Annotated in this window: 25 protein-coding genes; 7 read left to right on the top strand and 18 right to left on the bottom strand. The window is 53.9% G+C overall.

What is annotated here, in order from left to right; genetic code table 11:
• The first annotated feature begins 199 nt into the window (after positions 1-199).
• The 3 genes from ackA to yfcC all read left to right on the top strand — a co-directional run bounded on the left by ackA (position 200) and on the right by yfcC (position 5,366).
• A complete protein-coding gene (gene ackA / locus CKO_RS02190) occupies positions 200-1,402 on the top strand; it encodes an acetate kinase (RefSeq protein ID WP_012131481.1) in 1,203 nt (400 codons plus the stop codon).
• Positions 1,403-1,478: 76 nt separating this feature from the next.
• Positions 1,479-3,623: a phosphate acetyltransferase gene (gene pta, locus CKO_RS02185; RefSeq protein WP_024130156.1), complete on the top strand. Its 2,145-nt coding sequence runs from the start codon at positions 1,479-1,481 to the stop codon at positions 3,621-3,623.
• Between the two features lie 216 nt (positions 3,624-3,839).
• Complete coding sequence (gene yfcC, locus CKO_RS02180; RefSeq protein ID WP_048902377.1) at positions 3,840-5,366, top strand: putative basic amino acid antiporter YfcC; 1,527 nt, start codon at positions 3,840-3,842, stop codon at positions 5,364-5,366.
• A gap of 104 nt (positions 5,367-5,470) precedes the next feature.
• On the opposite strand, the gene CKO_RS02175 is transcribed toward yfcC, so the two are convergent.
• From CKO_RS02175 to CKO_RS02155, 5 genes are all read right to left on the bottom strand, one after another.
• Complete coding sequence (locus CKO_RS02175) at positions 5,471-6,424, bottom strand: transketolase family protein (protein ID WP_012131476.1); 954 nt, start codon at positions 6,422-6,424, stop codon at positions 5,471-5,473.
• Complete coding sequence (locus tag CKO_RS02170) at positions 6,417-7,247, bottom strand: transketolase (protein ID WP_012131475.1); 831 nt, start codon at positions 7,245-7,247, stop codon at positions 6,417-6,419. Before CKO_RS02170 ends, CKO_RS02175 begins: the two co-directional genes overlap by 8 nt.
• A complete protein-coding gene (locus CKO_RS02165) occupies positions 7,244-8,635 on the bottom strand; it encodes a PTS ascorbate transporter subunit IIC (RefSeq protein ID WP_012131474.1) in 1,392 nt (463 codons plus the stop codon). Before CKO_RS02165 ends, CKO_RS02170 begins: the two co-directional genes overlap by 4 nt.
• Positions 8,636-8,657: 22 nt before the next feature.
• Positions 8,658-8,930: a PTS sugar transporter subunit IIB gene (locus CKO_RS02160; protein WP_024130155.1), complete on the bottom strand. Its 273-nt coding sequence runs from the start codon at positions 8,928-8,930 to the stop codon at positions 8,658-8,660.
• Positions 8,931-9,012: 82 nt separating this feature from the next.
• On the bottom strand, positions 9,013-9,456 hold the full coding sequence (locus tag CKO_RS02155; protein ID WP_024130154.1) for a PTS sugar transporter subunit IIA: 444 nt from the start codon (positions 9,454-9,456) through the stop codon (positions 9,013-9,015).
• Positions 9,457-9,706: 250 nt separating this feature from the next.
• Here CKO_RS02155 and CKO_RS02150 point away from each other — a divergent pair, with 250 nt between their 5' ends.
• A complete protein-coding gene (locus CKO_RS02150; RefSeq protein WP_012131471.1) occupies positions 9,707-10,726 on the top strand; it encodes a LacI family DNA-binding transcriptional regulator in 1,020 nt (339 codons plus the stop codon).
• A gap of 5 nt (positions 10,727-10,731) precedes the next feature.
• On the opposite strand, the gene yfcD is transcribed toward CKO_RS02150, so the two are convergent.
• From yfcD to yfcF, 3 genes are read right to left on the bottom strand one after another with little or no spacing between them, the layout of a single operon-like run.
• The gene (gene yfcD / locus CKO_RS02145; protein ID WP_012131470.1) at positions 10,732-11,286 is read right to left on the bottom strand and encodes an NUDIX hydrolase YfcD; all 555 of its coding nucleotides are present in this window, start codon (positions 11,284-11,286) and stop codon (positions 10,732-10,734) included.
• 55 nt (positions 11,287-11,341) lie between these two features.
• Positions 11,342-11,893, bottom strand: coding sequence for a phosphodiesterase (gene yfcE, locus CKO_RS02140; RefSeq protein WP_012131469.1), 552 nt, complete (start codon positions 11,891-11,893; stop codon positions 11,342-11,344).
• Positions 11,894-11,948: 55 nt separating this feature from the next.
• Positions 11,949-12,593, bottom strand: coding sequence for a glutathione transferase (yfcF, locus tag CKO_RS02135; protein ID WP_024130152.1), 645 nt, complete (start codon positions 12,591-12,593; stop codon positions 11,949-11,951).
• A gap of 196 nt (positions 12,594-12,789) precedes the next feature.
• Here yfcF and folX point away from each other — a divergent pair, with 196 nt between their 5' ends.
• The 3 genes from folX to CKO_RS02120 all read left to right on the top strand — a co-directional run bounded on the left by folX (position 12,790) and on the right by CKO_RS02120 (position 14,648).
• Entirely contained in the window at positions 12,790-13,152 is a 363-nt protein-coding gene (folX, locus tag CKO_RS02130; protein ID WP_012131467.1) for a dihydroneopterin triphosphate 2'-epimerase, read from the top strand.
• Between the two features lie 19 nt (positions 13,153-13,171).
• Positions 13,172-14,065, top strand: coding sequence for a TIGR01777 family oxidoreductase (locus CKO_RS02125; RefSeq protein ID WP_012131466.1), 894 nt, complete (start codon positions 13,172-13,174; stop codon positions 14,063-14,065).
• Between the two features lie 70 nt (positions 14,066-14,135).
• The gene (locus CKO_RS02120; protein ID WP_024130151.1) at positions 14,136-14,648 is read left to right on the top strand and encodes a GNAT family N-acetyltransferase; all 513 of its coding nucleotides are present in this window, start codon (positions 14,136-14,138) and stop codon (positions 14,646-14,648) included.
• Positions 14,649-14,745: 97 nt separating this feature from the next.
• Here CKO_RS02120 and hisP read toward each other — a convergent pair whose 3' ends face one another.
• The 10 genes from hisP to folC all read right to left on the bottom strand — a co-directional run bounded on the left by hisP (position 14,746) and on the right by folC (position 24,177).
• Positions 14,746-15,519, bottom strand: a complete 774-nt coding sequence (gene hisP, locus CKO_RS02115; protein WP_012131464.1) for a histidine ABC transporter ATP-binding protein HisP — start codon at positions 15,517-15,519, stop codon at positions 14,746-14,748.
• A 7-nt stretch (positions 15,520-15,526) separates the two neighbouring features.
• Positions 15,527-16,243: a histidine ABC transporter permease HisM gene (gene hisM, locus CKO_RS02110; RefSeq protein ID WP_012131463.1), complete on the bottom strand. Its 717-nt coding sequence runs from the start codon at positions 16,241-16,243 to the stop codon at positions 15,527-15,529.
• Complete coding sequence (locus CKO_RS02105; protein ID WP_012131462.1) at positions 16,240-16,926, bottom strand: histidine ABC transporter permease HisQ; 687 nt, start codon at positions 16,924-16,926, stop codon at positions 16,240-16,242. The genes hisM and CKO_RS02105 overlap by 4 nt, the downstream gene beginning before the upstream one ends.
• A gap of 185 nt (positions 16,927-17,111) precedes the next feature.
• Complete coding sequence (hisJ, locus tag CKO_RS02100) at positions 17,112-17,894, bottom strand: histidine ABC transporter substrate-binding protein HisJ (protein WP_012131461.1); 783 nt, start codon at positions 17,892-17,894, stop codon at positions 17,112-17,114.
• A 247-nt stretch (positions 17,895-18,141) separates the two neighbouring features.
• Positions 18,142-18,924, bottom strand: a complete 783-nt coding sequence (argT, locus tag CKO_RS02095; RefSeq protein ID WP_012131460.1) for a lysine/arginine/ornithine ABC transporter substrate-binding protein ArgT — start codon at positions 18,922-18,924, stop codon at positions 18,142-18,144.
• Between the two features lie 288 nt (positions 18,925-19,212).
• A complete protein-coding gene (ubiX, locus tag CKO_RS02090) occupies positions 19,213-19,782 on the bottom strand; it encodes a flavin prenyltransferase UbiX (protein WP_012131458.1) in 570 nt (189 codons plus the stop codon).
• 97 nt (positions 19,783-19,879) lie between these two features.
• A complete protein-coding gene (purF, locus tag CKO_RS02085; RefSeq protein ID WP_012131457.1) occupies positions 19,880-21,397 on the bottom strand; it encodes an amidophosphoribosyltransferase in 1,518 nt (505 codons plus the stop codon).
• 35 nt (positions 21,398-21,432) lie between these two features.
• Entirely contained in the window at positions 21,433-21,921 is a 489-nt protein-coding gene (gene cvpA / locus CKO_RS02080; protein WP_012131456.1) for a colicin V production protein, read from the bottom strand.
• A gap of 314 nt (positions 21,922-22,235) precedes the next feature.
• Positions 22,236-22,919 carry a cell division protein DedD gene (gene dedD, locus CKO_RS02075; RefSeq protein WP_012131455.1) on the bottom strand — a complete coding sequence of 228 codons (684 nt, stop codon included), beginning with the start codon at positions 22,917-22,919 and terminating at the stop codon, positions 22,236-22,238.
• Positions 22,909-24,177 (bottom strand): bifunctional tetrahydrofolate synthase/dihydrofolate synthase, encoded by a 1,269-nt coding sequence (gene folC, locus CKO_RS02070; protein ID WP_012131454.1) that lies wholly within the window; start codon positions 24,175-24,177, stop codon positions 22,909-22,911. Before folC ends, dedD begins: the two co-directional genes overlap by 11 nt.
• Positions 24,178-24,187: the final 10 nt, after the last annotated feature.

The following is a 24,187-nucleotide window of genomic DNA, read 5'->3' as shown; positions in this document are numbered from 1 at the left end:
TCATTGAGTCGTCAAATTTACATATAGTATGCCATTGGCTGAAAAATACGCAAAATGGCATAGACTCAAAGGTATTTCTTCCATCATGCCGAAAAAGATTATTGCGCATGATGTTAATCATAAACGTCAGCGTCATCATGCGTTACGCTCTATGGCTCACTGACGTTTTTTTAGCCACGTATCATAAATAGGTACTTCCATGTCGAGTAAGTTAGTACTGGTTCTGAACTGCGGTAGCTCCTCACTGAAATTTGCAATCATCGATGCAGCGAACGGTGAAGAATACCTTTCTGGTTTAGCCGAATGTTTCCATCTTCCTGAAGCACGTATCAAATGGAAAATGGACGGCAATAAACAAGAAGCGGCTTTAGGTGCAGGCGCCGCTCACAGTGAAGCGCTGAACTTTATTGTTAATACTATTCTGGCACAAAAACCAGAACTGTCTGCGCAGTTGACCGCAATTGGTCACCGTATCGTACACGGCGGCGAGAAGTATACCAGCTCCGTGGTCATTGATGACTCCGTTATCCAGGGCATCAAAGACGCTGCGCCGTTCGCTCCGCTGCACAACCCGGCTCACCTGATCGGGATTACTGAAGCGCTGAAATCCTTCCCGGAACTGAAAGAAAAGAACGTTGCAGTTTTCGACACCGCGTTCCATCAGACCATGCCGGAAGAGTCTTACCTGTATGCCCTGCCGTACAGCCTGTACAAAGAACACGGCGTACGTCGTTACGGTTTCCACGGCACCAGCCACTACTATGTGACTCAGGAAGCCGCAAAAATGCTGAACAAGCCGGTTGAAGAACTGAACATCATCACCTGCCATCTGGGCAACGGTGGTTCCGTTTCTGCAATCCGCAACGGCCAGTGCGTTGACACCTCTATGGGTCTGACCCCGCTGGAAGGTCTGGTGATGGGCACCCGTACCGGTGACATCGACCCGGCAATCATCTTCTTCCTGCATGACAACCTGGGCATGAACATCGATCAGATCAACAAAATGCTGACCAAAGAATCAGGTCTGTTGGGTCTGACCGAAGTCACCAGCGACTGCCGTTATGTTGAAGACAACTACACCGCTAAAGAAGATGCAAAACGTGCGATGGACGTATACTGCCACCGTCTGGCGAAATACATCGGCTCTTACACCGCGCTGATGGAAGGTCGTCTGGACGCAGTGGTCTTCACTGGCGGTATCGGTGAAAACGCGGCGATGGTGCGTGAGCTGTCTCTGGGTAAACTGGGCGTGCTGGGCTTTGAAGTCGATCACGAACGTAACCTGGCTGCCCGTTTCGGCAAATCTGGTTTCATCAACAAAGAAGGTACCCGTCCTGCGGTGGTTATCCCAACCAACGAAGAACTGGTTATCGCGCAAGACGCGAGCCGTCTGACTGCCTGATTTTACACCGCCAGCCTAGCTGGCGGTGCTGTTTTGTAACCCGCCTGAAACCGGCGGTAACGAAAGAGGATAAACCGTGTCCCGTATTATTATGCTGATCCCTACCGGAACCAGCGTCGGCCTGACCAGCGTCAGCCTTGGCGTCATCCGTGCTATGGAACGCAAAGGCGTTCGTCTGAGCGTCTTTAAGCCAATCGCTCAACCGCGCGCGGGTGGCAATGCGCCAGACCAGACTACCGCTATCGTTCGTGCAAACTCGTCTGTCCCGGCGGCTGAACCGCTGAAGATGAGCCACGTTGAATCTCTGCTGTCCAGCAATCAGAAAGATGTGCTGATGGAAGAGATCATCGCGAACTATCACGCGAACACCAAAGATGCGGAAGTGGTGCTGGTTGAAGGCCTGGTTCCGACGCGTAAACACCAGTTCGCTCAGTCTCTGAACTACGAAATCGCGAAAACGCTGAATGCGGAAATCGTCTTCGTGATGTCTCAGGGCACCGACACCCCGGAACAGCTGAATGAGCGTATCGAACTGACTCGCAGCAGCTTCGGCGGCGCGAAAAACACCAACATCACCGGCGTTATTGTTAACAAACTGAACGCACCGGTTGATGAGCAGGGCCGTACCCGCCCGGATCTGTCTGAGATTTTCGACGACTCTTCCAAAGCGAAAGTGGTGAAAGTCGATCCGGCTAAACTCCAGGAATCCAGCCCGCTGCCGGTTCTGGGCGCGGTGCCGTGGAGCTTCGATCTGATTGCAACCCGTGCAATCGACATGGCGCGTCACCTGAACGCTACCGTTGTGAACGAAGGTGATATCAACACCCGTCGCGTGAAGTCTGTCACGTTCTGCGCGCGCAGCATTCCGCACATGCTGGAGCACTTCCGTGCGGGTTCTCTGCTGGTGACTTCTGCTGACCGTCCTGACGTACTGGTTGCGGCTTGCCTGGCGGCAATGAACGGCGTGGAAATCGGCGCTCTGCTGCTGACCGGCGGCTACGAAATGGACGCGCGCATCTCTAAACTGTGCGAACGTGCTTTCGCAACCGGCCTGCCAGTATTCATGGTGAACACTAACACCTGGCAGACCTCTCTGAGCCTACAGAGCTTCAACCTGGAAGTTCCGGTTGATGACCATGAGCGTATCGAAAAAGTTCAGGAATACGTTGCTAACTACATCAACGCTGACTGGATTGAATCCCTGACCGCGACCTCTGAGCGCAGCCGTCGTCTGTCTCCGCCTGCATTCCGCTACCAGCTGACCGAGCTGGCGCGTAAAGCCGGTAAACGCGTCGTTCTGCCGGAAGGCGACGAACCGCGTACCGTTAAAGCGGCAGCCATCTGTGCTGAACGTGGCATCGCGACTTGCGTCCTGCTGGGTAACCCGGAAGAGATCAACCGCGTTGCCGCCTCTCAGGGCGTAGAACTGGGCGCAGGCATTGAAATCGTCGACCCGGAAGTGGTTCGCGAAAGCTATGTCGCTCGTCTGGTTGAGCTGCGTAAGAGCAAAGGCATGACCGAAACCGTCGCCCGCGAACAGCTGGAAGACAATGTGGTTCTCGGTACGCTGATGCTGGAACAGGATGAAGTTGACGGTCTGGTTTCCGGTGCGGTTCACACCACGGCAAACACCATTCGTCCGCCGCTACAGCTGATCAAAACAGCACCAGGCAGCTCTCTGGTCTCTTCCGTGTTCTTCATGCTGCTGCCGGAACAGGTCTACGTTTACGGCGACTGCGCGATCAACCCGGACCCGACGGCAGAACAGCTGGCTGAAATCGCCATCCAGTCTGCGGAATCCGCAATTGCCTTCGGCATCGAACCGCGCGTTGCGATGCTCTCCTACTCCACCGGCACCTCTGGCGCAGGCAGCGACGTAGAGAAAGTGCGTGAAGCGACCCGTCTGGCGCAGGAAAAACGTCCTGACCTGATGATCGACGGCCCGCTGCAATACGACGCCGCAGTCATGGCTGATGTTGCGAAATCCAAAGCGCCGAACTCTCCGGTTGCAGGTCGCGCGACCGTGTTCATCTTCCCGGATCTGAACACCGGTAACACCACCTACAAAGCGGTACAGCGTTCTGCTGACCTGATCTCCATCGGGCCGATGCTACAGGGTATGCGCAAGCCGGTGAACGACCTGTCCCGTGGCGCGCTGGTAGATGATATCGTCTACACCATCGCCCTGACCGCGATTCAGTCTTCACAGCAACAGCAGTAATCTGCTTTGTGTGCCGGATAGCGACGCTAAGGCGTCCTTATCCGGCCAGCACTTCATATCTAAGGTCTGGAAATAGCGATTATTTCCAGATTTTTTATGCCCGCCGAACCGGCATGAACGAAATCCGATTTTCCCGCTTAGCTGCGCTGTATCAATGAATAACTATTCCTCTGTTCGCATAATTATCTCTTTGCCTTGCAACAGGGATAGTGTGTTATGTCCGCAGTAACAGAATCGCAATCGCGGCCTGCCAAAAAATGGGCGATGCCCGATACGCTGGTGATTATTTTTTTCGTCGCCATTCTGACCAGTCTTGCCACCTGGGTTGTTCCCGTCGGAATGTTCGACAGCCAGGAGGTGCAGTATCAGGTTGACGGGCAGACGAAAACCCGCAAAGTGGTCGATCCCCACTCTTTTCGTATTCTCACCAACGAAGCCGGTGAAGCGCAGTATCACCGCGTCCAGCTCTTTACAACCGGCGATGAAAGACCCGGCTTAATGAATTTCCCGTTCGAAGGATTAACCTCCGGTTCTAAATTCGGCACGGCTGTCGGCATCATCATGTTTATGCTGGTGATCGGCGGCGCGTTCGGCATCGTCATGCGTACAGGCACCATTGATAACGGTATTCTGGCGCTGATACGCCATACGCGCGGCAATGAGGTGCTGTTTATCCCGGTGCTGTTCATCCTCTTCTCACTGGGCGGCGCGGTTTTTGGTATGGGGGAAGAGGCCGTCGCCTTTGCGATTATTATCGCGCCGCTGATGGTACGCCTGGGCTATGACAGCATTACCACCGTACTGGTCACCTATATCGCCACCCAGATTGGTTTTGCCAGTTCATGGATGAACCCGTTTTGCGTCGTGGTCGCGCAGGGGATTGCGGGCGTACCGGTCCTTTCCGGCTCTAGCTTGCGCATTGTTGTGTGGTTCGTTTCCACGCTGATTGGTCTTCTTTTTACCCTGACCTATGCCGCGCGGGTGAAAAAGAATCCCCATCTGTCGCGCGTCCATGAATCCGATCGCTATTTTCGTGAGAAGCAGGACGAAATCGCTCAACGTCCTTTCACCGCTGGCGACTGGCTGGTGCTGATTGTGCTGACCGGGGTGATGATTTGGGTTATCTGGGGAGTGACTGTTCACGCGTGGTTTATTCCTGAGATTGCCAGCCAGTTCTTCACGATGGGCGTGGTCATCGGCATCATTGGAGTTATTTTCCGCCTCAACGGTATGACGGTGAACATCATGGCCTCCTCGTTCACCGAAGGCGCCAGAATGATGATTGCCCCGGCCCTGCTGGTCGGCTTCGCCAAAGGTATTTTATTGCTCGTGGGTAACGGCGAGGCGGGCGATGCCAGCGTGTTAAATACCCTGTTGAACAGTATTGCTCACGGTATTAGCGGTCTGAACAACGCTGTCGCCGCATGGTTTATGCTGCTGTTTCAGGCCGTATTCAATTTCTTTGTCACCTCCGGTTCCGGTCAGGCGGCGTTAACGATGCCGCTTCTGGCTCCGTTAGGCGATCTGGTAGGCGTAAACCGTCAGGTTACGGTACTGGCCTTCCAGTTTGGCGATGGCTTCAGTCACATCATCTATCCAACGTCCGCATCGTTAATGGCGACATTAGGCGTGTGCCGGGTCGATTTTCGCAACTGGCTGAAGGTTGGCGCGACACTGCTGGGATTGCTGTTTATCATGTCCAGCGTGGTGGTTATCGGCGCGCAGTTGATGGGATACCATTGATCAAAAATGCCGGATGGCGACGCTGGCGCGTCTTATCCGGCCTACGAGTCAGGTTATTGTAGGCCGGATAAGCAGTAGCGCCATCCGGCAACAATACATCGTTATTACAGCAGCGTTTTCGCCGCTTCCACAATGGCCTCTGCGGTCAAACCATACTCCTTCTGCAAGAAATCCTGCGTCCCGACCTGACCATAACGCTCTTTAACGCCGACGCGGCGCATGGGCACCGGGCACGTTTCAACCAGCACTTCAGCCACGGCCGACCCAAGTCCATTATGAATGCTGTGGTTCTCACAGGTGACGATTCGCCCGGTTTTCTCCGCGTAATTTTTTACCAGCATACGGTCGATGGGCTTGAGGGTAAACATATCGATAACCGCCGCGTTCACGCCATCCTGCTCCAGCTGGCGAGCCGCCTCCAGCGCCTCGGCAACCATAATGCCGTTGGCAATTAGCGTGATATCACTGCCTTCACGCAGAACATTCCCTTTACCGATGGTGAACGTCGATCCCGGCGCATAAATGCTCGGGGCCTGTTTGCGGATGGTTCGAACCCAGTAAAAACCCTCAAGCTCGATAAGCTGGCGCAAAATATCTTTAAACATGACGGCATCGGTCACTTCCAGCACGACCGAATGCGCCAGCCCGCGCACAATGCCCATATCTTCAAAAGACATATGGGTGCCGCCGTTATGGCAGGCAGTCACGCCGGCATCCGACGCGATCACCTTGACGTTGTTGCGCTGGTAATCGAGCGACATAAACAGCTGATCAAAACAGCGACGGCTGGCAAAGGCGGTGAAGGTATGGACAAACGGTTTGCGTCCGGTGAGCGATAGCCCTGCCGCAGTGCCGATCACATTGGCTTCCATAATGCCGCAGTTGATCACATGCTGAGGATAATCCCTCGCAACGCCGTCCATCGCCATAGAACTCATGAGATCCGCTTCAAGTGCGATAATCTGGCTTCCGGCCTCTATCTGCTCCGCCACAAATCCGGCGTACACTTTACGCATTTCCATGTTCTCTTTTTGTCCCGCGGGTGCAACCTTAATCATGCGCGGCCTCCAGTTGGCGAATCGTCTCGTTAAGCGCCTTTTTCATCTCATCGGTCAGACGCAGGTGGTGGGAGTTGCTTAATTGCTCCAGGTAGGGCACGCCCTGTCCTTTAATACTGTCGAGGATCACCACGCGCGGACGGGCATCCGCCGCCGGAACCGGCTGAACGACCTCCAGCAGCTGGGCAATGTCATCGCCTTTCACGGTGACAACATCAAAACCGAAAGCGCGGAATTTCCCTTCCAGATCGAACGGGCAAATAATCTCATCCAGTTCGCCGTCCAGTTGCTGCTTGTTCCAGTCGATAAACACCGTCAGGTTGTTCAGGCGATGATGGGCGATAAACTGAAACGCTTCCCAGCACTGCCCTTCATTCAGCTCGCCGTCGCCGACGATACAAAATACCCGATTCGGGCGCCCGGCAAGTTTGTGCGACAGCGCCATCCCCCCGGCAATCGAGATCCCCTGCCCCAGTGAACCGGTCGTCGCATCCACGCCGCGCGTTTTTAACCTGTCTGGATGGCTCGGCAGACGGGTGCCGTTCTGGTTCAGCGTGTTCAGTTCTTCTGTCGGAAAGTAACCTTTAATCGCCAGCGTGCTGTAGAGCGCCGGGCCAGCATGACCTTTAGACAGCACAAAGTAATCGCGCTCCGGCCAGTCGGGGTCGGCCGGGTCAATCTTCATCACCGCGCCGTACAGCACCGCCAGCGTCTCCACTACCGACATGCTGCCACCGTAGTGGCCAAAGCCAAGCTGCGTCAATGACTTAAGAGTGGCAACGCGAATATCGCGCGCCAGTTGAGTAACTTCATTCACATTCATAATTTGGCTCCGGTATTCTCCTGCGTGTTACCCCCCGCAGATTTGTTTTTCGCAAACACGTTGTACGCCACCAGCAGCACGAACAACGCCACAACAAGCCCTGTGATGGCAAGCGGCGACAGGTAGCGCGCCAGATTGCCCAGCACAATCCCCACTGCGCCGAAATCAGCGTCTGAGAAGGTCGTATTCGCAAAGCCGATCGCCCCCAGCACGGGCAGCAGCAGAACGGGCAGGAAAGTGATCAACAGACCGTTGGCAAATGCGCCGATCATCGCGCCGCGACGCCCGCCGGTGGCATTACCAAATACGCCAGCCGTCGCACCGGTAAAGAAGTGCGGCACCACGCCCGGCAGGATCAGCACCAGCTTCATCTGTCCGAGCAGGAACAGACCGACCAGGCCGCCGAGGAAGCTAAACAGGAAGCCAATCAGCACCGCGTTAGGCGCATACGGATAGACGACCGGGCAGTCCAGCGCCGGGCGGGCGTTCGGCACCAGTTTTTCTGAGAATCCGGTAAAGGCCGGTACGATTTCCGCCAGAATCAGACGTACGCCCTGTAGGATGATGAACACACCCGCCGCAAAGGTGATCGCCATAATGATGGCGTAGACCAGGTAGTTCTGACCGCCGCTGAAGGTGCTCTCGACATATTCACGCCCTGCGCTCACCGCCATGATCAGATAGATAATCATCATGGTCAGAGAGATAGAGATCGAACTGTCGCGCAGGAAGCTTAAGTTTTTAGGCAGGTTCATCTCTTCGGTAGAGCGGGAACCTTTACCGCAAAGGCTGCCGATCCAGCCGGACAGCACATAACCCAGCGTGCCGAAGTGACCAAACGCGATATCATCAGTACCGGTGATACGCTTCATATAGCGCTGCGCCAGCGCCGGGAAAAAGGCCATCACCAGCCCCAGAATCAGCGATCCGGTAAAGACGAGACCAACGCCGTCAAAACCGGCAACCGTCAGGATTACGCCGATCATACAGGCCATATAAAACGTATGGTGTCCTGTCAGAAAGATGTATTTCAGACGGGTAAAACGGGCGACCACAATATTCGCCACCATGCCAAAGGCCATGATCAGCGCCGTAGACGCCCCGTATTTTTCCAGCGCGATGGAAACAATCGCTTCGTTATTTGGAATAATCCCCTGGATATTAAACGCATGTTCAAACATTCCGCCGAGTGGATTTAAAGACCCGACCAGTACCGTTGCGCCGCCGCCCAGTACAATAAAACCTAAAATAGTTTTAATCGTGCCTTTCACCACATCGGAAAACGCTTTTTTCTGCGCGACAAGGCCAATTAAGGCAATTAACCCCACCAGCACCGAGGGCACTTTTAAGATATCAACAACAAAATTCAGCGTTTCAAGGATAAACATATCCGCCTCGCTTGCAATAAGGTTATTGTTTGGCGAACCAGGCGCGCAGCTGCGCTTCAAGTTCATTAATATCGATAATGTTATTAATCACCACCAGCTGGCTTTCCGGCACGCTGGCGCTGGCGGCAATATCTTTCGCCATGACAAACAGATCCGCAGCGCCAGGCGTCGCCGAGGAGAGATCGGAATGCTCAACATCGGCATCAATTTCAAGCTTCCTGAGCACTTTTTTAATATTCATTTCGACCATAAAACTACTGCCCAGGCCAGAACCGCAAATAGCCATAATTTTCATTATCATCACCTTCTTTTAAGTAGAGTACGCCCGCATCACGCAGGCGCGTAATGTGTCAGGTAATTCGGAATGCGTAATTAAATTAGAAACGTGCGATTATTGTTTTTATTTCCTCCAGCGACTTCGCCTGATGTAATTTATCCATATCGTCATCGCTGGAAAATAACTCTGCCAGCGCCGAAATCATTTCAATATGGCTGTGTTTGTCGGGTGCCGCGAGCATCACGATGATATCCACCGGATCGAACTCGCCCGCCCCAAATGAAACACCCTGCTCCAGCTTTAACAACGACAAGCCTAATCCCTTTGCTCCCTCTTCCGGTCGCGCATGCGGCATCGCCAGACCCGGCGCCAGAACGTAATACGCGCCCAGCTTATGATGCTGCTCAACAATCGCCGTCACATATTCAGGTGTGATAACGCCAGCATCCAGCAGCGGTCTGGCGCATATTTCCAGCGCCTGCGGCCAGTTTTCCACTCTCGCCTGCCGCATGATGGTTGCATCAGTTAGCCAGTGATTGAGCACATATCCTCCTCGCGTGATTGCCAGATATGAGCAAACTTTATTCAAGCGCTGAAACCTTATCTGTGATCATATTCACAAAGATAGCGCTATCAAAAGTTATCAGTCAGATATGTGATAGCGCTATCAAAATACAATCAACGCGTGAAATCACAGCCTTAAACCGGATTTAAGGCGTATACTGCTATTCCCGTGAAGCGATGAATGACAATAAAAAAACATCTCAATACGTTGTAATTGCGCAGGAATCTGTATGTCTATAACTCGAAAACGGCGTAGTACTGGTAAGGTGACCATCGCCGATGTTGCTCAGCTTGCCGGTGTCGGCACCATGACCGTGTCCCGTGCGTTACGCACGCCTGAGCAAGTTTCCGATAAACTCCGGGAAAAAATCGAAGCCGCAGTGAATGAACTCGGTTACATGCCCAATCTTGCCGCAAGCGCGCTGGCTTCCGCCTCGTCACGGACCATCGCGATGGTCGTCCCGAACCTCACGGAAGCCGGTTGTTCAGAAATGTTTGCCGGACTTCAGCAAGTTTTACAGCCTGCGGGATACCAGATTATGCTGGCGGAGTCCCTTCACCATCTCGAACAGGAAGAGAAACTGCTGGAGACGCTGCTGGCCTCCAACATCGCCGCCGCCATTTTACTCAGCGTCGAGCACAGCGACACGGTGCGTCACTGGTTAAAAAACGCGTCGATTCCGGTGATGGAAATTGGCGCCATTCGTACCGATCCGATTGATATGAATATCGGTATTGATAACGTCGCGGCAATGTACGAACTGACCGAAATGCTCATTCAGCGCGGTTATCAGAATATTGGCCTGCTTTGCGCCAATCAGGAGCAGTGGATCTTTCAACAGCATTTGCAGGGCTGGTACAAGGCGATGTTGCGCCACCATATGTCGCCCAATCGCGTGATTAACGCCGCCCTGCCGCCAAACTTTTCCACCGGCGCTTCGCAGCTTCCCGAATTTATTCTGGCGTGGCCCGAGCTGGACGCGCTGGTGTGCGTATCCGATGAGCTGGCTTGCGGTGCGTTATATGAGTGTCAGCGCAGACGGATCAAAGTCCCTGACGATCTGGCGGTGGTAGGATTCGGCGACAGCGATGTGAGTCGGGTTTGTCAGCCGCCGTTAACGACAATGGCCGTACCGCATCGTAAGATAGGCCTTGAAGCCGGACGCGCGCTGCTGGAACGTCTGAAGGATGGCAACTGGAGCGATCGGAAACAGATCGCCTCCAGTTTATGCCTGCGGGATAGCTGTTAGAGGCCTTATTCCGTCTCTTCTTGCTTCTCTTGCTTTGCCGATTCATTGTTGGCATTGCGGGTCATCCACAACGCCAGCGCTTTCAATGAGTCCGGGGTGAACTCATCGCAACGCGCCGTAATTTCTTCCGGCGTCAGCCAGCAGACTTCGCTGATCTCTTCTTCCTGAAGCGCGAATGGCCCATGAGAAACGCAGCTAAATAATCCGCCCCAGACACGGCAATTATCATCTTCAAAATAGAACTGACCGTGCTCAGCAAACGGCACGCCTGCGATACCCAGTTCTTCTTCCGCTTCACGTCGTGCAGACTCCAGCAGTTGCTCATCGGCCTGCACCACCCCACCTGCGGTGGCATCTAACATGCCGGGCAAAAAGTCTTTTGTCTCAGTACGGCGTTGAACCAGAATTTTGCCCATACCATCATGCACGACGATATACGTTGCACGATGACGTAAGCGCTGCGCTCGCATTTGCTCCCGGCTGGATTGCGCAATGACTTCGTTCTCTTCATTCACAATATCCACCCATTCAGTACTTGCCAAACGACGCTGTTCCACCATCAGGAAACCTTCTTTTTCTGGCGCTCTTACGGCGCATTTACAATTGTGGGGTAAATTACGGATTAATCGCGACCTGCGCAATGATACTTTGATCATTGAGTGCGATTACGCTCAAAACATTATCATCCAGAATGCCGTAGCTTGCTGCAAACCCACCTTTCGGGATGCTGACTGAGCCTGGATTAAAGTGATACAGCTCGCCGCGTTTTTCAGCGACCGGCAGATGAGTATGCCCATAAGCAAGAACGTCGCCCGCATTTAACGCGGGTACATTATCCGCCCCGAACAGGTGTCCGTGGGTCAGGAAGATGCGCCGGTTTTCCAGCAGCACTTGCTGCCACGGCGCGGTTATCAGGAAGTGGAGCAGCATCTGATCCACTTCGCTGTCACAGTTTCCCCGTACCGCAATAATACGCGCCGCCTGCTCGTTCAGGCGTTCTGCCACCTGCGCCGGTGCGTAGCCTTCCGGCAGCGCGTTACGCGGCCCGTGATAAAGCACATCACCCAGTATCACCAGCCATTGCGCGCCACTTTGCGCAAACCGTTCAAGTACGCGCTCTGTCGCAGGTAACGAACCATGAATGTCCGATGCAAACATCAGTTTCATCACTCACTCCTCGTCATAAAAAACCGCTCTATGATACTGGATTATACGCGGATTATCAGCCGGAACGCTTTGCGGAAAGCGCAATAAAACGTTGAACGGAGGCGCGCTGCCACTGGAATGCTGCATATTCCGCCAGTGCCTCAGGAATCTCGTCGCCATTCAGTACGAGGCGGTTAAGCATGAGCGCCAAATCGGTATCCGCAATACACCATTCGCCAAATAAATTCGGCTTACCGTGAGCGAGCAAACCACTGGCCGTCGCCACCAGTTTTGCCGCGCTCTCTTTCCCCGCTTCGCTTAACGGGCCTTTCCTGGCCGCCGCAAAGACCACATCCGTCGAACGTTCCTCGCGAATGGGCATTAAATCACTGCGTAACCACGCCTGAATCTGGCGCGCGCGGGCGCGTTTTTGCAGATCGTGCGGGTAGATGCGCTCCCACTGCGGCGGCGCAAAGCGATCTTCCAGATACTCGGTAATCGCCGACGACTCGCTAAGCTCAAAGCCATCGATTTCCAGCACCGGGACGCGGCGCGTTAACGCGTAGCCCTGCCATGAGGGCTGCAAATGCTCGCCGCTGCTCAGGTCAACGGTTTTGAGGGTAAAAGGCAGTCCTTTCTCCTGCAAGGCAACATAAACGGATAAGACGTAAGGAGAGAAAAAGTTAGCGTCTGACCAAAGCGTAATCTCGGGTTTGCTCATAATGTCCTCTTCGTTCTTTGGGCTTTCTCTCAAAATATAGAGTCTTTCGCATACTGTCACCTGATGAAAACTCATACTGAGCCCGGCAACAGAACGCGCAAGACTGCGGCCTTAGCAGAAGCCTGAGAGTCAGAGCGAATAACGCGGTCGGGTTCTCGTGTATCATGCAAAGGTTCAACCATGGAGGACGCCTGCAATGTCACAACCTGACGCTATTATTCGTATAAAAAACCTTCGTCTGCGCACGTTTATCGGTATCAAAGAGGAAGAGATCCTCAACCGCCAGGATATCGTTATTAACGTTGCCATTCACTATCCGGCGGAAAAAGCCCGCGTAAGCGAGGACATCAACGACGCGCTGAATTACCGCACCATCACAAAAAACATTATTCAGCATGTGGAGAGCAACCGATTCTCGCTGTTAGAAAAATTAACTCAGGATGTGCTCGACATCGCACGCGAACATCACTGGGTCACTTATGCTGAAGTAGAGATCGACAAACTTCATGCGCTGCGTTATGCCGATTCCGTCTCCATGACGCTCAGCTGGCGACGTTAAGCGCTATCCGGGAGGAAACATGCAGATTCTGATTACCGGCGGTACTGGCCTGATAGGACGTCACCTGATTCCCCGTCTGCTGGCGCTGGGGCATCAGGTGACGGTCGTCACACGGAGTCCCGATAAGGCGCGTCAGCTTCTCGACTCCCGGGTTGCGCTGTGGAAAGGGCTGGAGGACAGGCAGAACCTCAACGACATAGACGCCGTGGTCAACCTTGCTGGCGAGCCTATCGCCGACAAACGCTGGACTGCGCAGCAAAAAGAGCGTTTGTGTCAAAGCCGCTGGTCCATCACGCAAAAGCTGGCGGATTTGATCAACGCCAGCGAGACGCCCCCGGCCGCGTTAATTTCCGGGTCTGCCGCAGGCTATTACGGCGATCTGGGCGAAGTTGTCGTAACGGAAGAAGAACCGCCGCATAACGAATTTACCCATAAGTTATGCGCGCGTTGGGAGCAGATTGCCTGTAGCGCGCAAAGTGATAAAACGCGCGTTTGTCTGCTACGCACCGGCGTCGTCCTGGCGCCGGAAGGCGGCATTCTGGCCAAAATGATCCCGCCGTTTCGCCTGGGGCTGGGAGGGCCAATTGGCAATGGGCGTCAGTATCTGGCCTGGATCCATATCGATGATATGGTAAACGGTATTCTCTGGCTGCTGGATAACGACCTGCGCGGCCCGTTCAATATGGTTTCGCCTTATCCGGTTCGTAATGAACAGTTCGCCCATGCGCTGGGTCATGCGCTGAACCGCCCCGCAATCCTGCGCGTTCCCGCGACCGTCATCCGCCTGTTAATGGGGGAATCATCGGTACTGGTGCTGGGCGGACAGCGCGCATTGCCAAAAAGACTGGAGGCGGCGGGGTTTTCATTTCGCTGGTACGATTTAGAAGAAGCGCTGGCCGATGTGATCCGTTAAACCATTCACCTGGTCACTGTAGCCATTCCAGTGGTAAGGTAGTATGCCTGACTTCTGGAATGGCGATTTTATGGCGATAATAACCACCTCCCGATTGACCCTCTCCCTTTTTCAACCTACTGACTGGTCCTTTTTTCTCGCACTGCGTGAAAACCCTGACATCATGCGTTATATGGCTGATATCACGCCGGAAAAAGATACTCGCCTGCTGTTCGCCCGTCGCCTCGTCTCAAAGCATACCTTCGTCATCCGCCTGCATAACAGCGATAAGCCTTTGGGCGACATTGGCTTACAAATTAGCCACCATTATCCGCAGGAAGCCGATATCGGCTATACGGTGCTCCCGGAAGCGCAAGGGAGAGGGATCGCCACAGAAGCCTTATATGCCGTCTGCGATTACGCCTTTACGCATACCAGCGTGAAAGCGATAAACGCCTATGTACTGGCAGAGAATCACGCGTCTGTGCGCGTGCTGGAAAAGCGTGGTTTTACGCGGACTCAGGTGCTGGAAAACGCCTATGAGGTGAACGGCATCCGGTATGACGAATGGGTATACCGTCTGGAAAGCGAAATGGGGCGATAATCGCCGGATGGCGGCGATGCCTTATCCGGCCTACGTGTCGGCCCGGTAAGCACAGCGCCACCGGGCAAAATTGTTTCTCTGAGCGACGGATAAACCGCTACTTCAGCGAGCCTTTCAGGAACTGTTGCAAACGCGGGCTTTGCGGGTTGCCAAATACCTGCTCTGGATCGCCTTCTTCTTCGATTTTCCCCTGATGCAGGAAAATCACATGGGTGGAAACATGGCGGGCAAACCCCATTTCATGCGTCACCACCACCATCGTTTTCCCCTCTTCCGCTAACTGCTGCATGATACGCAAGACTTCGCCTACCAGTTCGGGGTCAAGCGCCGATGTCGGCTCATCAAACAGCAGCACCTCAGGTTCCATCGCCAACGCGCGGGCAATTGAGACGCGCTGCTGCTGACCACCGGAGAGGTGTACCGGGTATTTTCCCTGCGCACGTTCATCAATACCGACTTTCGCCAGGTATTTCACCGCACGCTCGCGCGCTTCATGTTTGCTTAATCCCAGCACCTGAATCGGCGCTTCCATAACGTTCTCCAGCACCGTCATGTGGCTCCAGAGATTGAAGTGCTGAAATACCATCGTCAGGCGCGTACGCAGCAACCGCAGCTGGTTTTTATCGGCGACCTTGAGCTGGCCGTCGTTATCACGCACCAGGGAAATATTCTGGCCGCTCACCACAATCGACCCTTCGCTCGGTTTTTCGAGGAAGTTAATACAGCGCAGAAAGGTACTCTTACCGGAGCCAGACGATCCGATAATACTGATCACATCTCCGGCGTTAGCCTGTAGCGATACCCCTTTCAGCACCTCATGTTCGCCGTAGCGCTTGTGCAAATCGATAACGTTTAATTTATTCTCAGACATCGTATTCTCAGTGCGTTGAAGAAGGTTTCACGTGCTGGAGCCAGCGCTTTTCCGCTTTACGGAACAGGCTAATCAGGACATACGAAATAATCAAATACAGCACAGCGGCAATGCCGAATGCGGTAAACGGTTGATAGGTTGCCGAGTTAATATCACGGGCGATTTTCAGCAAATCCGGCACCGTCGCGGTAAATGCCAGCGCGGTTGAGTGCAGCATCAGGATCACTTCGTTACTGTATGCTGGCAGCGCGATACGCAGCGCGGAAGGTAAAATAATACAGCGATACATTTTGAACGATGAGAAGCCATACGCCCGCGCCGCTTCAATTTCCCCGTGCGGTACTGAACGGATGGCGCCAGCGAAAATCTCCGTGGTATAGGCGCAGGTATTCAGCGTCAACGCCAGAACGGTACAGTTAAGACCGCTACGGAAAAACGCGTTGAGGAGATCGGTTCCTTTCACGATCTCCAGCGTGTACATCCCGGAATAGAACACCAGCAGTTGCACATACAGCGGCGTACCGCGAAAAACATAGGTAAACAACCAGATGGGGAACTGGATAAATTTGTTGCTGGAAACGCGGCCAATCGCCAAAAACAGCGCCAGAATGCCGCCCATCACCACCGAGGAGATCAGCAGCCACAGCGTAATGGCCACGCCGGTAAAGCGATAGCCATCGCTCCAGAGCAGGGATTTCCAGTACTCCTGAATAATCTCGATCACAGGTCAGCCCTCTTCACACCCACGGAGTAGCGGCGCTCGAGGAACAGCAGCACACCATTGGAAACCGTTGTAAATACCAGATAAATCAGCCCGCACACTACGGCGAAATAGAATGGCTCCCAGGTACTCTTGCCGGCCAGCTGCGTGGCTTTGACCACATCTTCCAGCCCGAGCAGCGAAACCAGCGCCGTCGCTTTGAGGATAACCTGCCAGTTATTACCAATCCCCGGTAAGGCGTAGCGCATCATCGCCGGGAACATAATCCGCCGGAATATTTGCGAACCGGTGAAACCGAATGCCGTCGCCGCTTCAATATGCCCTTTGGGCACCGCCATAAACGCGCCACGGAAAGTTTCCGTAAAGTACGCGCCATAGATAAAACCCAGGGTGATAATACCGGCGACCATCGGATCAATATCAATCTGCCCTATTCCCATCGCGTCGGTCACCGCATTGAGCGCGATTTGCAACCCGTAGAAAATCAGCAGCATTAAAACCAGATCCGGCACCCCGCGAATCAGGGTGGTATAGCCTTCGAAAATAAGTCCCGTCACCCGGTTTTGCGAAAGTTTCGCGCCCGCGCCGACAAGACCGATCAGCACGGCCAGCACAACTGAGCTGAGGGCCAGCTCAAGCGTGACAAGCGCGCCCTGAAAAATAACACCTGAAAACCCGTACAACATGCTGCCTGTCCTGTCGTGTGTGGTGAGTAAGACGCCTCTTTTGATCTCAGTCGAGCCGTTAAATGCCGGATGGCGGCTTTGCCTTATCCGACCTACAAAATCTCTGTAGGACTGATAAGCGCAGCGCCATCAGGCATAAAATCAGCGCGTCAAAAATCTGCGGGCGTTATCTGCACCAGCGGCGATTAACCGCCGTAAACATCAAAATCAAAGTACTTTTTCGCCAGCTTCTCGTAAGTACCGTCAGCACGCATTTCCGCAAATGCTTTGTTCAGGGCTTCGCGCAGTTCGTTATCCTCTTTGCGCAGCCCCATACCCGTACCCACACCGAACAGTTTCTCGTCTTTCACTGACGGGCCGCCGAATTTGTAATCTTTGCCTACAGGCTGCTTCAGGAAGCCTTCGCTGGCTGCGACTTCATCCTGGAAAGCGGCATCGATACGCCCTGCCGTCAGGTCGGAATAGATATTGTCCTGACCCTGGTAAGAGACGATTTCAATGCCTTTCGGCGCCCAGTGCTCATTACCAAACGTTTCCTGCGTAGTGCCCTGCAATACGCCAACACGCTTGCCTTTCAGGGACTCAACGGTCGGCTGGATATCAGAATCTTTGGCGACGACCAGGCGAGAGTCTGCTGCATAGAACTTGTCGGTAAACGCGATTTCCTGCTGACGCTTTTCGGTGATGGAAAGCGAGGACATGATGGCATCGATTTTCTTCGCTTTTAACGACGGGATCAGCGCATCCAGCGGGTTTTCCACGAAGGTACATTGTGTATTAATGCGTTTGCACAGCTCTTTGGCCAGATCGATATCAAAACCGACCAATTCACCCTGTGCATTTTTCGATTCAAAAGGGGCATAAGTCGGATCGGTACCGATACGAACTTTTTGCGGAATGGCTGCAAATGCTGCGGTAGCACTGGAGAAAGCCAGGACCAGAGAAAGAGACAACACCAGTTTTTTCATAACTATCCTCAACAGACTGTCTTTTATAGGGGATCTTTACAGGACCAGGTGCAGTTATCGTGCCATTAATCGGGCCGACAAGGCAAAGCATTCTACCCTGTCAGCCGGTTTATTTTGCATGAAAAGCGCTTAAGTATGCATTCATGCTCATTTTGACAGCGACAAACGCACCATGATGGTGCAAATCTCTCATCACGCACCGTGATGGTTAACCAAAACGGTGCGCAACACTCCCCGCAGCAACCTGTCAGTCGCCGTAGACGTTAAAGTCAAAGTACTTTTTCGCCATCTTGTCGTAGGTGCCGTCAGCACGCAGATCGCTCAGCGCTTTATCAAACGCCGCTTTCAGCTCGGTATCGTCTTTACGCAAGCCAACCCCGGTGCCGTCGCCAAAGTACTTTTTATCTTTCACGGAAGGACCGGCAAACGCATAGTCCTTGCCCGCAGGCTGTTTGAGGAACCCTTCGCTGGCCGCAACTTCATCCTGCAATGCAGCATCAAGACGGCCCGCCGTCAGGTCGGAATAGATGAGATCCTGGTTCGCGTAGGCCACAACATCCACGCCTTTGCTGCGCCAGTTATCATTCGCATAGGCTTCCTGAGTGGAGCCTTGCAGTACGCCAACGTGCTTGCCCTTCAGCGAGTCAATCGTCGGCTGGACAGATGAGCCTTTCGCGGCAATCAGGCGCGAGTCGGCGGCATACAGTTTGTCGGAGAAGGCAATCTCCTGCTGGCGTTTCTCGGTAATGGAGAGCGATGAAATGATGGCATCGATTTTCTTCGCTTTCAGGGAAGGAATCAGCGCGTCAAAATCGCTACCGACCCAGGTGCATTTGATCTGCATACGCTTGCACATCTCATTGCCCAGATCGATATCAAAACCGACAAAATCCCCTTTGGCATCTTTCGATGAGAAAGGCGCATATGTCGCGTCTGTACCAATACGAACCGTCTGCGGTAGCGCTGCGTAGCTGGCCGCCGTTGCGGAAAGTCCTACCAGCAAAGACAAAGCGAGAACTGTCTTCTTCATACATAACCCTCAAGTGGCGTAATTTTATTATGTTTTGCATTGTGTTGTGTGTTTGCAGACTTTTTCATGCAGGTCTTATGCCATTTTCACGTCGGCGTCCCTATTTGACGTTAAATATGTTAATAAAACGTTGCAATATTGTCCTGATGTTGAAGATAGCAGGTATGACGGTTGAACCGCAGCGTTTCGGTCGCTTTTAGCGAATTAAATGTTGAGGATATGATCGCGGTTACAAAATTGCCCTGAAACAGGGCAATTTGTGCAAAAACGCACTGTGAACGGGCAGCGTTATGCGCCCTGCCAACGGGTGAAAAGATCGTGCGGCAACGTGATATCAAACTGATCCAGAACACGATTAACCGTCTGATTAATCACATCATCCAGCGTTTGCGGGCAATGATAAAACGCGGGAACCGGTGGCATAATAACGGCGCCAATTTCAGCCGCCTGAGTCATGAGGCGCAGGTGTCCTAAATGCAGCGGCGTTTCCCGCACGCACAACACCAGCGGGCGGCGTTCTTTCAGGACAACATCCGCCGCACGGGTGAGAAGTCCGTCAGTATAGCTGTGTACAATACCGGAGAGCGTTTTGATCGAGCACGGTAAAATCACCATCCCCGCCGTCTGAAAGGAACCAGAAGAGATACTGGCGGCAATATCGCGCGCATCATGGGTGACATCGGCCAGAGCCTGCACCTCCCGCAAGGAAAATTCGGTTTCCAGCGCAAGCGTCTGACGCGCAGCCGGACTCATCACCAGGTGGGTCTCCACATCCGCCACGTCACGCAGAACCTGCAACAAGCGCACGCCATAAATCGCGCCGCTGGCGCCGCTAATCCCTACAATGAGTCGTTTCATGATTTTTGCCCTTTCTTGCGTCTGGGCTGACTTTGCAGGATTTTACGGGGCGTTGCAAGCAAGGGCGCGGATTGCGCACCCTTGCCGGGAGGAGAGATTAACCTTCGTTATGCATTTCCAGGTTTTCCACTTCGTTCTGACGCTGCATCGCTTTGACGTCATCATTACGCAGGGAATCCAGATAGTCGAGATACTGCTGGTCAACGTCTTTTGTGACATACACGCCGTTAAAGACCGAACATTCAAACTGCTGAATATCCGGGTTCTCAGCGCGAACAGCTTCAATCAAATCGTCCAGATCCTGGAAGATAAGCCCATCAGCGCCGATGATCTGGCGAATTTCATCCACTTCACGACCGTGAGCAATCAGCTCATTTGCCGTTGGCATATCGATACCGTAAACGTTCGGGAAGCGAATTTCCGGCGCCGCAGAAGCCAGATAGACCTTCTTCGCGCCTGCTTCACGGGCCATCTCAATAATCTGTTCAGAGGTGGTGCCGCGCACGATGGAGTCATCCACCAGCAGGACGTTCTTATCGCGGAATTCAGCGCGGTTGGCGTTCAGCTTGCGACGCACGGACTTACGGCGCAACTGCTGGCCCGGCATGATAAACGTCCGGCCAACGTAGCGGTTTTTCACAAAGCCCTGGCGGTACGGTTTACCCAGAATGCGGGCGATTTCCAGCGCGATATCGCAGGAGGTTTCTGGAATCGGGATCACCACGTCGATATCCAGATCTTCCCATTCACGGGCAATTTTTTCGCCCAGCTTCGTCCCCATATTCACGCGGGCGCTGTAGACGGAAATTTTATCGATGAACGAGTCCGGGCGCGCAAAGTAGACGTATTCGAACAGGCACGGATTGCTGACCGGGTTATCCGCGCACTGGCGGGTAAACAACTGGCCTTTTTCGGTGATGTACACCGCTTCGCCCGGCGCCACATCGCGCAGGAATTCGAAGCCCAGCGTATCAAGCGCCACGCTTTCGGACGCAACCATATATTCAGTGCGGCCATCGCCAATGTCGCGTTTGCCCAGCACCAGCGGGCGGATGCCGTTCGGATCGCGGAAAGCCACCATACCGTGCCCGATAATCATCGCCACACAGGCATACGCGCCGCGAATCTGGCGGTTGGTCGCGGCAATGGCGGCAAAAATGTTATCGGCTTCCAGCGGGTAATGACGGAAGTTATCCAGCTCGCTGGCAAAAATATTGAGCAGGATTTCAGAATCTGACGTGGTGTTAATGTGACGACGTTTTTCTTCAAACAGCTTTTTACGCAGCTCATGCGCGTTGGTCAGGTTGCCGTTATGAGCAAGCGTGATGCCATACGGCGAGTTGACGTAAAAAGGTTGAGCTTCGGAGGCGCTGGAGCTGCCAGCCGTTGGGTAACGCACATGCCCGATGCCCATATTGCCCTGCATACGCTGCATATGGCGAGCTTCAAAAACATCGCTCACCAGTCCGTTTGCCTTACGCAAGCGGAAGCAGTTGTTGGCATCAATGGTGATGATGCCAGCGGCATCCTGACCACGATGCTGGAGCACCGTTAACGCGTCATAAATCGACTGGTTTACCGGCATAACACCGGCGATACCGACAATACCGCACATACGTCTTTTCCTCGTTAAGCCACATCTCAGAACCGTTACGTTCTGGGCAAGAAACTTGACGAGCTTTGCAGATAGTCAAAGAACCATCTGATGATGAAACTGAACTGCGGGATAAGCTGCGACTTGCTCCAGTCTTCGCTTTTCGACAGGCCGGTAAACGTATCGAGAAAGAACAGAATGGCGGCGACGATTAACGCTCCTCGCAGCGCGCCAAAACAGATCCCCAACACCCTGTCAGTACCCGACAGGCCGGTTTTCTCCACCAGCTGACCTATCACAAAGTTCACGATAGCGCCGACGATAAGCGTCGCGATAAACAGTATCGCGATAGCAATCCCATTTCGAACCAGTTCGTCTTCAAAGCCCGTAAACCAGACAGACAGGTAAGTGTAGTAATGGCTGGCGACAAAGAAAGCACAACCCCATGTCACCAACGATAACGCTTCACGAACAAAGCCACGGATCAGGCTAACCAGACAGGAAAAACCAATCACCGCGATAATGGCGTAATCAATCCAGACCATATGTGTCCCACGATTTTACGCCCTGTCGTCCTGTTCGGGGCGCATTCTAACAGAAAAAGAAAACGTTTGCGTAGGGATTTCCTTCCCGCGCGTAAATAAAAATGGCGCTGAAAAAATATTCAACGCCATCAAACTTTTTGCCTCTTCGGGCATTGCCGGATGGCGGTGCAAGCACCTTATCCGGCCTACAAAACAGTACACCGTAGGCCTGGCTGAACTCCGCGCGGATGGCGGGCAAGCACCTTATCCGGCCTGGAAAACAGTACATCGTAGGCCTGATAAGACGCGCAGCGTCGCCATCAGGCAGCGGTGGCTTAGTTCGGGCTGTAACCCATCACCACGCCACTCAAACCGGAGATCTGCTGTAACTCGCCAAGAGAATTTTTCAGCTTATCTCTTGAGGCGTCAGGCCCGACGAGGATACGGGTTATTTTACCCTGTACCGGCGTTGACGGAGAAGTATATACCCGGAAGCCCGCGCCACGAAGTTTACCCACTATCTCATTGACCTTATCGGCATTTTTCAACGCCCCCAACTGCACAACGTACGCTTTACCCGTTGGCGCGGGTTTTTCTTCAGCAGCAGGTTTCGGCTCAGGCGCCGGTGTCGGCGTTGCCGCTACCGGTTGCTGCGGCTTCGGCTGTGGTTTCGGCTTTTCAACCGGTTTAGGTTTCGGCGGCTCAACAGGTGCGGGGACAGGATCGAAACTGGCGTTGTTTTCCGCAGCAAAACGGGAAGGGTCCAGAGACGGCGCTGCCGCATCTCCGGCACGCACCTCCTCAGCAGCGCCTTCAGGCGGCTGGGTCGGCAACGCCTGTGTTGCGGCTGGCATCATATCAGGCTCATCGCGATCGCCAGGCTTTGGCACCAGCGGGATCGCCGCAAACTCATCCTGATAGTGTTTTTTCTGCCCGTCGAGCAACCCGGGAAGCACAATCACCCCGAGAGCGACCAGCACGATTGTGCCAACTAAACGATTCTGAAACTTACTCGCCACCGCTTCTCCCCGCGTCCATCACTTCCATGACATGTGCAACCGTATGAAATGATCCACACACCAGCACGGTATCTTCTGGTTTCGCCTCTGCCAGCGCTGCATGCCACGCCAGCGCGACACTGTCATAGACAGTGCCTTTGCCCAGATGTTCCAGCAATTGCTCCGCCGTCGCGCCGCGCGGCCCTTCCAGCGGCGCGCAATACCAGTCGTCGACCACGCTTTTCAGCCAGGCTAACGTCCCTGCGATATCTTTATCATGTAGCATACCGATAACGGCAAGTATACGCCCGTTTTTCGGCAACATTTTCAGGCGCTCTGTCAGATATTCCGCAGCATGGGGATTATGTGCGACATCCAGAATCACCCGTGGCGATTCGCTCACTATCTGGAAACGACCGGGCAAAATCGCCCGGGCAATGCCGTCACGAATCGCCTGCTCGCTGATGTTCAGCCCGCTGGCGCGCAGTGCCGCCAGCGCGGTGGCGGCGTTAGGCTGAGGCACCTGCGGTAGCGGAAGATTCGCCAGCGTACCTTCGCCGTCCGTAAACGACCAGCCGTCGCCCGTCACATCATAATGCCAGTCCACGCCGCGACGCTGTAACTGCGCCCCGGTTTCCTGCGCCACATCGGCGATGGTATACGGCATTTCCGGTTCGCCGACGATAGCCGGTTTTTCCGCCCGGAAGATCCCCGCCTTCTCACGCCCGATACTTTCGCGGTCCGGCCCCAGCCAGTCGGTATGATCCAGCGCAATGCTGGTCACTACCGCAACATCCGCATCAACAATATTGGTCGCGTCCAGACGTCCGCCCAGCCCGACTTCCAGAATCACCACGTCAAGCTGAGCCTGCTTAAACAGCCACAGCGCCGACAGCGTGCCGTATTCAAAGTAGGTCAGAGAAATGTCTTCGCGCGCGGCCTCAATCTCGGCGAACGAGGCGGTATGAGCAGACTCCGGCAACTCGTTTCCCTGCACGCGAACGCGCTCGGTATAGCGCACCAGATGCGGAGAACTGTAGACGCCCACTTTATAGCCCGCCGCCGTCAGCACAGACTCCAGCGTGCGGCAGGTTGTTCCTTTACCGTTAGTACCCGCCACCGTAAAGACAAACGGCGCGGGTTTCAGCACACCCAGACGCGCCGCAACCCGACTTACGCGTTCCAGGCCCAAATCGATAGTTTTACTGTGCAGGTTTTCCAGATAAGAAAGCCACGCTGCCAGGGGCGACGCGGCTTGGGGAATGCGTTTATTGTCCATGATGCCTGTA

Origin of the sequence: Citrobacter koseri ATCC BAA-895, from assembly GCF_000018045.1 — a bacterium.
Classification (GTDB): domain Bacteria; phylum Pseudomonadota; class Gammaproteobacteria; order Enterobacterales; family Enterobacteriaceae; genus Citrobacter_B; species Citrobacter_B koseri.
This window is presented reverse-complemented; position numbering and strand designations above follow the sequence as displayed.

Excerpts from the sequence above, each read along its gene's own strand:
- ackA (WP_012131481.1), top strand. The coding sequence starts at position 200 with ATGTCGAGTAAGTTAGTACTGGTTCTGAACTGCGGTAGCTCCTCACTG.
- yfcC (WP_048902377.1), top strand. The coding sequence starts at position 3,840 with ATGTCCGCAGTAACAGAATCGCAATCGCGGCCTGCCAAAAAATGGGCG.
- CKO_RS02175 (WP_012131476.1), bottom strand. The coding sequence starts at position 6,424 with ATGATTAAGGTTGCACCCGCGGGACAAAAAGAGAACATGGAAATGCGT.
- CKO_RS02170 (WP_012131475.1), bottom strand. The coding sequence starts at position 7,247 with ATGAATGTGAATGAAGTTACTCAACTGGCGCGCGATATTCGCGTTGCC.
- CKO_RS02165 (WP_012131474.1), bottom strand. The coding sequence starts at position 8,635 with ATGTTTATCCTTGAAACGCTGAATTTTGTTGTTGATATCTTAAAAGTG.
- CKO_RS02160 (WP_024130155.1), bottom strand. The coding sequence starts at position 8,930 with ATGAAAATTATGGCTATTTGCGGTTCTGGCCTGGGCAGTAGTTTTATG.
- CKO_RS02150 (WP_012131471.1), top strand. The coding sequence starts at position 9,707 with ATGTCTATAACTCGAAAACGGCGTAGTACTGGTAAGGTGACCATCGCC.
- yfcD (WP_012131470.1), bottom strand. The coding sequence starts at position 11,286 with ATGGTGGAACAGCGTCGTTTGGCAAGTACTGAATGGGTGGATATTGTG.
- yfcE (WP_012131469.1), bottom strand. The coding sequence starts at position 11,893 with ATGAAACTGATGTTTGCATCGGACATTCATGGTTCGTTACCTGCGACA.
- yfcF (WP_024130152.1), bottom strand. The coding sequence starts at position 12,593 with ATGAGCAAACCCGAGATTACGCTTTGGTCAGACGCTAACTTTTTCTCT.
- folX (WP_012131467.1), top strand. The coding sequence starts at position 12,790 with ATGTCACAACCTGACGCTATTATTCGTATAAAAAACCTTCGTCTGCGC.
- CKO_RS02125 (WP_012131466.1), top strand. The coding sequence starts at position 13,172 with ATGCAGATTCTGATTACCGGCGGTACTGGCCTGATAGGACGTCACCTG.
- CKO_RS02120 (WP_024130151.1), top strand. The coding sequence starts at position 14,136 with ATGGCGATAATAACCACCTCCCGATTGACCCTCTCCCTTTTTCAACCT.
- hisP (WP_012131464.1), bottom strand. The coding sequence starts at position 15,519 with ATGTCTGAGAATAAATTAAACGTTATCGATTTGCACAAGCGCTACGGC.
- CKO_RS02105 (WP_012131462.1), bottom strand. The coding sequence starts at position 16,926 with ATGTTGTACGGGTTTTCAGGTGTTATTTTTCAGGGCGCGCTTGTCACG.
- hisJ (WP_012131461.1), bottom strand. The coding sequence starts at position 17,894 with ATGAAAAAACTGGTGTTGTCTCTTTCTCTGGTCCTGGCTTTCTCCAGT.
- argT (WP_012131460.1), bottom strand. The coding sequence starts at position 18,924 with ATGAAGAAGACAGTTCTCGCTTTGTCTTTGCTGGTAGGACTTTCCGCA.
- ubiX (WP_012131458.1), bottom strand. The coding sequence starts at position 19,782 with ATGAAACGACTCATTGTAGGGATTAGCGGCGCCAGCGGCGCGATTTAT.
- purF (WP_012131457.1), bottom strand. The coding sequence starts at position 21,397 with ATGTGCGGTATTGTCGGTATCGCCGGTGTTATGCCGGTAAACCAGTCG.
- cvpA (WP_012131456.1), bottom strand. The coding sequence starts at position 21,921 with ATGGTCTGGATTGATTACGCCATTATCGCGGTGATTGGTTTTTCCTGT.
- folC (WP_012131454.1), bottom strand. The coding sequence starts at position 24,177 with ATGGACAATAAACGCATTCCCCAAGCCGCGTCGCCCCTGGCAGCGTGG.